This window comes from Chamaesiphon sp. OTE_8_metabat_110 (assembly GCF_031382685.1).
Classification (GTDB): domain Bacteria; phylum Cyanobacteriota; class Cyanobacteriia; order Cyanobacteriales; family Chamaesiphonaceae; genus Chamaesiphon.
The window spans coordinates 1-8936 of record NZ_JANMZA010000527.1 but is presented as its reverse complement, the minus strand read 5'-3'; the positions used below and the strand labels follow the sequence as shown (position 1 = coordinate 8936).

8 protein-coding genes and 1 pseudogene are annotated in these 8936 nt (G+C 49.5%); 6 read left to right on the top strand and 3 right to left on the bottom strand.

Translation table 11 applies throughout. The features are described from left to right. Positions 1-5: 5 nt before the first annotated feature. From grpE to dnaN, 5 genes are all read left to right on the top strand, one after another. On the top strand, positions 6-761 hold the full coding sequence (gene grpE / locus RMO52_RS19150) for a nucleotide exchange factor GrpE (RefSeq protein WP_309744770.1): 756 nt from the start codon (positions 6-8) through the stop codon (positions 759-761). A 160-nt stretch (positions 762-921) separates the two neighbouring features. Next, entirely contained in the window at positions 922-2916 is a 1995-nt protein-coding gene (gene dnaK, locus RMO52_RS19145) for a molecular chaperone DnaK (RefSeq protein WP_310417429.1), read from the top strand. Between the two features lie 298 nt (positions 2917-3214). After that, positions 3215-4357, top strand: a complete 1143-nt coding sequence (dnaJ, locus tag RMO52_RS19140; RefSeq protein WP_310417425.1) for a molecular chaperone DnaJ — start codon at positions 3215-3217, stop codon at positions 4355-4357. A gap of 156 nt (positions 4358-4513) precedes the next feature. After that, a complete protein-coding gene (locus tag RMO52_RS19135) occupies positions 4514-4738 on the top strand; it encodes a sulfurtransferase TusA family protein (RefSeq protein WP_309742767.1) in 225 nt (74 codons plus the stop codon). A gap of 140 nt (positions 4739-4878) precedes the next feature. Further along, entirely contained in the window at positions 4879-6045 is a 1167-nt protein-coding gene (gene dnaN, locus RMO52_RS19130) for a DNA polymerase III subunit beta (RefSeq protein WP_310417422.1), read from the top strand. A gap of 31 nt (positions 6046-6076) precedes the next feature. Here the strand turns inward: dnaN and RMO52_RS19125 are convergent, their stop codons facing one another. The 3 genes from RMO52_RS19125 to pgl all read right to left on the bottom strand — a co-directional run bounded on the left by RMO52_RS19125 (position 6077) and on the right by pgl (position 8546). Next, on the bottom strand, positions 6077-6388 hold the full coding sequence (locus RMO52_RS19125) for an FHA domain-containing protein (protein WP_309742764.1): 312 nt from the start codon (positions 6386-6388) through the stop codon (positions 6077-6079). A gap of 290 nt (positions 6389-6678) precedes the next feature. Next, a complete protein-coding gene (locus RMO52_RS19120; protein ID WP_310417419.1) occupies positions 6679-7434 on the bottom strand; it encodes an FHA domain-containing protein in 756 nt (251 codons plus the stop codon). A 386-nt stretch (positions 7435-7820) separates the two neighbouring features. Further along, positions 7821-8546 (bottom strand): 6-phosphogluconolactonase, encoded by a 726-nt coding sequence (gene pgl, locus RMO52_RS19115; RefSeq protein ID WP_310417416.1) that lies wholly within the window; start codon positions 8544-8546, stop codon positions 7821-7823. Between the two features lie 196 nt (positions 8547-8742). Between pgl and RMO52_RS19110 the strand changes: the two are divergent. Continuing rightward, positions 8743-8936 (top strand): annotated as a pseudogene (locus RMO52_RS19110) (hypothetical protein); the annotation flags it as partial.

The window sequence follows — 8936 nt, the reverse complement described above, 5'->3', positions numbered from 1 at the left end:
GAACGATGAGTGAAACCCCACAACAGCCAATTCAACCCGGTGACGATCCGATGTCATCCCAGCTACCATTAGAAACCGAATCGCCGCAGCCCACGGTGGAGACCGTAGCCGCAACTAACGACCCAACTACTTCGCCGCCAGAAGTGGCCGCAGAAGGGGTGAGTACTAATGTTGATGCTATTAATCCCCCAGGAGCGACACCAGCAGGCACCGTCGAACCCGAGTCGAACCCAACCGATCGATCTGAAGTTCAGTTATTGACGGCTAAGTTGGCGGAGATTTCCAATCAACGGGACGCCTTTCAAAGTCAATATCTGAGAATTGCTGCTGACTTTGATAACTTCCGCAAGCGCAATAGCAAGGAAAAAGAAGAGACGGAACTTCGCGCTAAACAGTCCACGATCGTGGAACTCTTGAGTGTTGTAGACAACTTTGAGCGTGCTAGAACTCAAATTAAACCTCAAAACGATGGGGAATTAGGGATTCACAAAAGCTATCAAGGTGTATACAAACAATTAGTCGAAAGTCTCAAGCGGATTGGGGTTTCGCCCATGCGTCCCGAAGGACAGCAATTCGACCCCAATCTCCACGAAGCGGTGATGCGGCAACCCACAGAGGAACATCCTGAAGGTACCGTAATTGAAGAGTTGCAACGCGGCTATTACTTAGGAGATCGGATTCTTCGACACTCCTTGGTCAAAGTCGCCGCGCCACCCGAGCAATTGTCGGCAGAAGACGCGACGAATTTCGACGCTGCTTAATCGGTAGCAGCCTATTCTACCCTCACTCGATCGCATGACAGCCATCTCGACCCGCGTGGGCTTGCTCACTCGCCACAGCAGCGATCGTGCGATCGAGGATTAATCTCTAGCTAATGCTAGATCCCTCGTTTTTCCATTCTTTAAATATTGCCTCAAGTTTATGGCAAAAGTCATCGGCATCGACCTCGGTACAACCAATAGCTGCGTCTCTGTTCTAGAAGGCGGCATCCCTGTCGTCATTTCCAATGCGGAGGGCGGTCGTACCACTCCTAGTATCATTGGATTTGCCAAAGGCGGCGAACAACTCGTCGGTCAACTCGCCAAGCGTCAAGGCGTTACTAATGCGGAAAATACCGTCTATAGTATCAAACGCTTTATCGGCAGACGATGGGAAGACACCGAAACAGAGCGCAATCGCGTCCCTTACAACTGTATTAAAGGGCGAGATAACACTGTGGATGTCCAGATTCGAGGCCGGACTTATACGCCACAAGAGGTATCGGCGATGATCCTCCAAAAGCTCAAAAAAGATGCCCAAAATTTCTTGGGTCATCCAGTCGAGCAAGTAGTAATTACGGTGCCAGCGTACTTTACCGACGCCCAACGCCAAGCTACGAAAGATGCTGGCACGATCGCGGGACTCGAAGTACTCCGGATTATCAACGAGCCGACTGCCGCTGCGCTAGCTTATGGATTGGATAAAGCCAATACCGAGCAAAAAATCATGGTGGTGGATCTCGGCGGGGGGACATTCGACGTGTCGATCCTTCAGCTCGGGAATGGCATCTATGAAGTCAAAGCCACCTCTGGTAACAACCATTTAGGCGGGGATGACTTTGATAATGAAATCGTCCGCTGGATGATCAAACACTTCCGCACGACCGAAAATATCGATTTGCTCAAAGATAAGATGGCGCTCCAACGGCTACGCGAAGCCGCTGAAAAAGCCAAGGTCGAACTCTCGACGATGATGAATACGTCGATCAATCTTCCCTTTATCGCCGCCGACGCTCAAGGCCCCAAGCACATGGAGATCGAGCTGACGCGAACTAAGTTTGAAGAAATGGTCGCCAAGCTGATCGAATCGACATTAGAACCCGTTCAACGCGCGCTCAAAGACGCCGATCTCCAAACTAAAGATATCGACAGGATCTTACTAGTGGGCGGTTCGACCCGGATTCCGGCAGTCCAACGCGCCATTCAAGACTTTTTTGGCGGTAAAGAACTCGATCGATCTGTCAATCCCGATGAAGCAGTAGCGATGGGTGCTGCCGTCCAAGCGGGTGTCGTCGGTGGAGATGTCAAAGATGTCCTGCTCTTGGATGTGACACCGCTATCGCTGGGTATCGAAACCTTGGGCGAAGTCTTTACGAAAATCATCGAGCGGAATACGACCATTCCCACCAGTAAAGGTCAAGAATTTTCGACCGCCACTGACGGTCAAACCTCCGTCGAAATCCACGTTCTCCAAGGCGAACGGGCAATGGCAAAAGATAACAAAAGCCTAGGTAGATTTTTGCTCTCAGGCATCCCGCCTGCGCCCCGTGGGGTACCCAAAATTGAAGTTTCTTTCGATATTGATGTCAACGGCATTCTGAAGGTCTCAGCTCAAGATCGGGGCACCGGACGCGAACAAACCGTCTCGATTACCAATACGGGTGGACTCAATAACGTCGATATCGAGCGGATGCGCAAAGAAGCTGAGACTTACGCTCAAGATGACTGGCGCAGACTCCAACTGGTGGAACTCAAAAACCAAGCCGATGCCCTGTTCCACACCTATGACACCACCATCAAAGATAACGGTCATCTCATCGATGACAATCTCCGCGAGCGCGCCGAAAAGACAGCCCGCCAATTGCAAATGTTGCTGCTCGAACCGTCTGCCAACCTCGAAAACGTCCAGCAAGCGATCGATAAGCTCCAACAAGAGATTTTCGCGATGGGTACGGCTGTCTATCAAAAAGGGACGATTCCCAGTAGCTCCACTACCGAGCGTCCTCCCAGCGACAATCCACCCAGACGACACGCACCACTCAGTCGTGCTGCCGCGCCGCCACCACCGCCACCCCCACCACCAAAAAAGGTTTCCAGTACGCTCACTCTAGATTATGATGATGAGACGGCAACGACAGACTATGAGGTTGTAGAATAGCAAATCGAGCGATCGGGACATAGAGAATAAAATATTACGGTTAATACTCCATCACCTAGTCCTGATTCCTTTACAATGAGGATCGAAATGTTAGTGTCGATCGCTAGCACAAATTGCGATAGCGGTAAATGCGATCGAGCCAGAGTCGAATCATATATCCTGCGATCGAACTAGCAGCGCCGATCGTCTGAGGCAGAGGCTACTGGCACTATTGGCATAGTGTAGACGCAACAACACTCGATTTTGAGACTAGCCCCGACTCTGCTTCCTACCACTACTTGTAAGATAGAACCTCTGTATGGCACGCGACTATTACGAAATCCTTGGCACCTCCAGAGATGCCGACCAGGAAGAAATTAAACGCGCCTATCGTAGACTGGCGCGGAAATATCACCCAGATGTCAACAAAGAGCCTGGGGCAGAAGATACTTTTAAAGAAATCAATCGTGCCAACGAAGTCCTCTCCGAACCCGAACTCCGCGCTCGTTACGAAAGCTTTGTCGAAGCTGGAGTATCATCGGGTCGTGGTGCGCCCCCAGGCTATGGCGATATGGGCTACAAGGGGGGCATTTCCGCCGATATCTACGACGCCTTCTTCAATGGTGGTTTCGGGGGTGGTGCTGGGCAACAACAAACAGCACGTCGTCGCAATGGCCCTTCTAGAGGCGAAGATCTGCGCCTCGACCTCAAGTTAGAGTTCCAAGAAGCCATCTTTGGCGGCGAGAAAGAAATCCGCATTCCTCACCTGGAAGCCTGCACTACCTGCAAAAGTACTGGTGCTAAACCCGGCTCGCAACCCCAAACTTGTAGCACCTGCGGCGGAGCCGGACAAGTCCGCCGCAATACCCGCACCCCGTTCGGTAACTTTACACAAGTATCGGTCTGTCCTACCTGTAATGGTGACGGTCAGGTCATCGAAGATAAATGTGAAGCTTGCAACGGTGCCGGACGCAAACAGGAAACCAAAAAACTCAAAATATCCATCCCCAAAGGAGTCGATAACGGTACCAAACTCCGCATCGGTAAAGAAGGTGACGCTGGCTTGCGCGGCGGCCCACCAGGCGATCTCTACGTCTATCTTCATGTCGAAGAAGATGCCAAGTTCCGCCGTGAAGGAATTAACATTCTCTCGCAAGTGAAGATCGGCTATCTCCAAGCAATTCTGGGCAGCCATATTCAAATCGATACCGTCGATGGCCCCACCGAATTAAATATCCCCGCCGGAATCCAACCCAATACCGTCCTCAAACTCGAACAAAAAGGCGTCCCGCGCCTAGGTAATGAAGTCAGTCGCGGCGATCATTTACTGACGCTCCAAATCGATATCCCCACCAAAGTCAGCCAAGAAGAACGCGACCTCCTCGAAAAACTCGCCAAAATTCGCGGCGAACGGGTCGGCAAAGGTGGGATTGGGAGTATCTTTGGGAATGTCTTTAAGTAGTGGATAGTGGATAGTGGATAGTGAATAGCAATTACAGGAAACAGGGTTAGAAATGAGGATTAAATAATCGACGTAGGTTGAGTAGGGTGCTACGAAGCCAAACCTCCAAATCTGGGTTAACGATCCACTATCCACTATCCACTATCCACTAAACAAATGACTCAACTAGACCTCCGTGGGACGCCGTGCCCGATTAACTTTGTGCGGACGAAAATGAAACTCGAACAGATGACTGCTGGCGAGTTGTTAGAAGTATGGCTCGATGCTGGCGAACCGATCGAGCAAGTACCCGACAGCCTCAAAATGGCTGGATATACGATCGAGCAAACGATCGAAAATGGCGACTTCTTTAAGCTCCAAGTCCGGAGTAAATTAGGGTAATTAATCTCGATCGAGATTTATAAATCGTCGCCAATGTCTATGACACCAGCAAAGCCGGAAACCTAGATGGTGGGCAATGCCCACCCTACTACTACCCTCCACCATCTACCCACTATCCACTATCCACTATTCACTAATTCATGAAATTTGTTTGTACTCAGCACGATCTGAACGTTAACTTAGCCCTAGTCAGTCGTGCTGTCTCTACACGTCCTACTCATCCAGTGCTAGCGAATATCAAAATTGACGCCACCACGAATCCAGACTGCATCCAGCTCACTGGCTTCGATTTGAGTCTCGGTATCCAAACTAATTTTCTAGCAAGAGTAGAAGAAGAGGGGACATTGACGCTACCAGCGAAGTTATTAAATGATATCGTCGCAAAATTACCGAGTGGCGAAATTACCCTCGATGATGAGGCAGGGGAAAACTTAGTTACGATTACATCAGCATCGGGTCGCTATCAGGTGCGGGGGATGAGCGCCGAAGAATTTCCCGAGCTACCATCGATCGAGCAGGGTGAAACCAACCAACTTTCAGCCACTGCCTTTATCGATGGCTTAAAGGGTTCGCTGATTGCTTGCTCTCAGGATGAAAGCAAGCAAGTCCTCACGGGGGTCTATCTCAAAGTCGAGCCAGAGCGGTTGGAATTTGCCGCTACAGACGGTCATCGCTTGGGAATTGTTGAAGTGTACCCAAACGAGTCTGACACGGTGCCCAGCGACCAGGAAGCACCCGATGCGGCAAGCACTGGATCGTTTGAAGTGACGGTTCCCGCCAAGGCACTCCGCGAACTCGAAAAAATGCTCGCAACCGGGCAAGATGGTGACAGATTGGGGTTGCAACTGGAGCAGGGACAGGTAGTATTTGGCTGTGGAAAGCATCGCAAATTAACGACGCGGACATTGGAAGGGAAATATCCCGATTATCGCTTATTGATTCCCAAGCAGTTCCAACGCCAAGTTACCCTCGATCGTAAGCAAATTCTCAGCGCATTAGAGCGAATTGCCGTGCTCGCAGACCAGAGCAATTTGGTCAAATTTAGTATCGATAATACCAGTCAATCGATCGATCTTTCCGTCGAAAGTCAAGATCGCGGCAGCGGTCGAGAATCTCTCACCGCGCAGGTTTCTGGTGAAAATTTGGATATTGCTTTTAATATCAAATACTTGATGGATGGCTTGAAAACACTCATTACTCAAGAGATTACTATCAGTCTCAATGGCCCACTCGAACCAGTCATTCTTACCCCTTTAGGTGGTGTCAAAATGACTTATTTAGTCATGCCAGTTCAACTACGCAGTTAGATTTCACTATTCACTATTCACTATTCACTAACTACTCCACTTTAACCTGAATTTTTGGCCCTGATGTTGCCAATCGAATAATCATTCCATCGACGATCGCGATTTCCTTGACTGCTGCCCCATCGATATAAGTACCGTTTGCACTGATATTGTACAAGCACCAACCAGTCTCTTCACTCCAGCGCAATTGGGCATGGTATCGAGAGACTACAGCACTAAATAGCACCACCTGATTGTCTGTTGCCCGTCCGATCCGCACGATATCTTCCGGTTGGAATGTCCAGCTTTGGACGGGAATTGAATTGAGAAGACTTAATACGATTGCGGGCGGTGCTTGAATCATGGCTGGTGAGAAGTGAGCTAATCGTATTCAATAACTTTTCATCGTAACTGAATTAAGTTGGTTGAATTTAGTTGCGGATCGGCATCGATCTTCGGAAGGTCGAGCGGTAAATTATTCGAGCCGATTGGCTCTATCGATCGTGGATAAATTAAGCTAATTTGAGTCGATCGGGAATTGGGATTGAGTCAGAGCATATTTTGAGATTTACTTAGCTTAGATTTGGCTGAAGATCGCTAGATTGATTTTTCAAGAGAAGGATCGGCATCGATCGCACGTGCGCGTGATGTTACTTACACAGGTGCATCTTGAAAGATAAAAGTTACCAAATCGCCTTTACCCAGACCGATCCGATCGCCAGAGCGTAACAAGTGGCGATTACCTTTGGCGAGAACATTGTGATTGATATAAGTGCCATTAGCACTGCCCACATCTTCGATGTAGTAGTTTTCTCCTTCTATGCGAATATTGGCATGAACTCTCGAGACTACTTCCGCACAGGGGAAACTCGACACATCAATGTCGGGAGCGACCAAATCATTGGGCTTACCCAAGTGAATTACTTGTAAATGTGGCGGAATCTCGATCGGAGTATTGGATTGAAGATGTAATAGCTGATGGGGTGCTGGTTGTGGCTGAGCCGGGACTGGTGTCGGTGCTGATGAGGGGATGGGGGATACCTGCGCCTCTACTTGTGGCGGTTCTGGAATGGGGGCGAGTGACTCCTCGGCAATTGCTGCTGACTCGGCTGGCGCTAATGGGATGGCAAACAGATCCGCTTCGGGATTTGTCAATATTGTCGGTGGCAGACCGATACTACCAGCAGCAGGGGTCGCTTCGATCGCGATCGCTGGTGGCGGTAGCAAAATTGGGTCTTGAGCTGCGGCAGATTTGAGGCTATAACCGCACTGTCCGCAAAATGTAGCATCAAGCTGAATTGATGCACCGCAGTTTGGGCAAGCTTTGGTTGCTGGCAAGGCTGTATAACAAGCTTCGCAGTTAGTGGCACCTTCAGGGTTATCGTGCTTACAGTTCGGACAGACAATCATAAAAATCTGATGTTAATTTTTAGAGACTTATGCTTACTCACGTCTTGTATTAAAACAAGTTTACTAGCGATTCGCGCTCGTCGGGGTTCCCGACAGTTTAGCGACTGAAATCATGCGGAGGGCACCTCCGCATGTGTTTCAGTCAAGACAGCGAATCAAGACAGTGTCTTAAGTGAATAGTGAATAGTGGATAGTTTTGGTACTTAGAAGTAAGTTTTGAGGCTGTTTTCATCAATTTTGGGATACTGTCTCGAACAGGCACTCTACTTGCGAAGTTGGTCCGATCGGGGTAGATAAGACCGGACATTTTAGAGACTTGGTCTGTCTCGATTTTACCAGAAATAGGCATTCAATCTTTATGTACTTGCTACTACACAAGGGTAGATTTAGCGAGGAGCTAGCCGCTCGCCAGCGGCTGCGTCTAGCAGCCAGAGCAATTCGCCTTGAGGTTGGACGCCGCGCGATGGATAAGTATGAATGTCACCCGTAGGTGCAAAGATTTCGGCTAGCGCGGGTTGTTTGCTAGCGCCTGCGACCAAGAAGATCGCACACCGGGCGCGATTGAGCAGGGGAAAGGTAAAAGTAATCCGAGGTTGCCCATCTTTATCGCCGACAGTTATCAGTCGATCGGCGACTGATAAAGCTGCTGTATGGGGGAATAAAGAGGCTGTATGCCCATCATCGCCGATCCCCAGTAGGATGATGTCAAAAACGGGAATCGACCCAGTTTCTAGCCCAAACTGAGCTAAGGTCTGACGCTCGTATTCCTCAGCGGCTAGTTGCGGTCGATCGAAGTGCGTTGGCATTGGATGGATATTTGCGGCTGGGATCGGTACCAGATCGAGCCAGACGCGCTTAGCCATGCCATAGTTACTATCGGGGTCGGTAGCTGGCACATAGCGTTCGTCACCCCAAAAAATCTGGAGGCGATCCCACGGTAAATCGGCTTGAGCCAAAGCCGCATACAAGGGCTGTGGCGTCGAACCACCCGAAAGCGCGATCGAACAAGTCTGACGTTCGCTAATGGCGGTATGGATCCGGGCGACGATCGTCTCTAGGGCTGCGGCTATTAGTGCCTGTCGATCGGGATAAATATCAACTTTAGGAGTCATAAAGCGCGAGATAACAGATAAACTGAGTAATTAGATTTTAGGCGAGACTTGGTGACGTTCGCGAAGCGTTGCCTCAGCAAATCGCGGGGAACTTACCCAAAACAAGATAATCTAGGTTTTTAGATCCTCACACAACGCATTTACCAATCGCTCACTGGTCGGAGCGCACATCTGACACATCTCAATAATTTAGACTATGCAACCTATTGTTAGTAGTTTCCTGACCCCTCTAGCGCTTAAAACCGCAGGTGCAGTACTGATTTTATCTTCTCTGATCGATTTAGTTTTCATGCTGTGTTTTCCACCGGAAAATCTAGTTTTAGAAGGCGGTCGATGGTGGCTTTATGCTACTAGTCAGCTAGTCGATCGCGGACTACTACCGTTGGTGGG